Raw genomic sequence first — 1242 nt, forward strand, 5'->3', positions numbered from 1 at the left:
CAGCGGTTTAGCCAAGCACGTATGGCAGTTCAAAGAAGTCGTGGCCCTAAGGGACACCGGCGACGTTGTTTACCAGTACCGCGTATACCGCGAAGATCGACGCAAACAAAATGCAGTCGGTCATCAGGTAGAGCCAGAAACCGTATACGGTCATCTCGCCCGAATCGTGGTGATGGTCATCGTGCCCATGTTCACCATGGGCGTGTCCAGCATTGGTCACTAAATTCGACATGGTTTAAGCCTGTTCCAACGAGGTTTCAACACGGGTGGCATTGGCCGGGATTTTCCCTGCCGCGACCAGACGCTTGTGCTGCTCGGCTTCGATACGTTCGATCGTTTCAACCGGAACCATATAGCCCTGGTCGTCACGTGCAGCGTGGATCACGAAGTAGACAACAGTGCCTACCAGGCTCGCGATGGCCAGCCACCAGATGTGCCAGATCATGGCAAAACCGAAGACGGTCAACAGTGCGCCCATCACCACGCCAGTGGCGGTGTTGTTCGGCATGTGGATCGGCTCGTACTTGGCCGGTTGCTGGTACGCAGTACCGTTTTCCTTGGCTTCAGTGAACGGGTCGATGCAGTCAGCTTTTGGCAGCACAGCGAAGTTGTAGAACGGCGGAGGCGACGAGGTCGACCATTCCAGAGTGTGTGCATTCCACGGGTCACCGTGATCGCAAATGTTCTCTGGCTTGTTGCGGTCACGCACACTGACGTACAGCTGAATCAGTTGGCAGGCGATACCGACAGCGATCATCACCGCACCGAACATGGCAACGTACAGGTACGGTACCCACTCAGGGTTAGTGGTGGCGTTCAGACGACGGGTCATGCCCATGAAGCCCAGTGCATAGAGCGGCATGAACGCGACGAAGAAGCCGGAGATCCAGAACCAGAACGCTGCTTTACCCCAGCCTTCGTGCAGCTTGAAGCCGAACGCTTTCGGGAAGTAGAACGCGAAACCTGCGATGTAACCGAATACCGCACCGCCGATGATCACGTTATGGAAGTGCGCGATCACGAACAGGCTGTTGTGCAGAACGAAATCAGCACCCGGGATGGCCAGCAGTACGCCGGTCATGCCGCCGATGGCGAAGGTCACCATGAAGCCCAGGGTCCACAGCACCTGGCTGGTGAAACGCAGACGGCCCTGGTAGATGGTGAACAGCCAGTTAAATAGCTTCACACCATTCTCGATGGAAATCATCATCGTAGCAAGACCGAAGAAGGCGTTGACACTGG

General features: G+C 56.1%; 1 protein-coding gene and 1 pseudogene. Both read right to left on the reverse strand.

Going from position 1 to position 1242, the window contains the following annotated elements; all coding sequences use genetic code 11:
• Positions 1-49: 49 nt before the first annotated feature.
• Positions 50-232, reverse strand: a pseudogene (locus ACIP66_RS28785) (cytochrome o ubiquinol oxidase subunit III); the annotation flags it as partial.
• Positions 233-235: 3 nt separating this feature from the next.
• Positions 236-1242: cbb3-type cytochrome c oxidase subunit I (locus ACIP66_RS28790; RefSeq protein ID WP_400652697.1), on the reverse strand; the 1007-nt coding region annotated here is incomplete at its 5' end.

This window comes from Pseudomonas sp. NPDC088429, assembly GCF_044753305.1.
GTDB lineage: Bacteria > Pseudomonadota > Gammaproteobacteria > Pseudomonadales > Pseudomonadaceae > Aquipseudomonas > Aquipseudomonas rustica.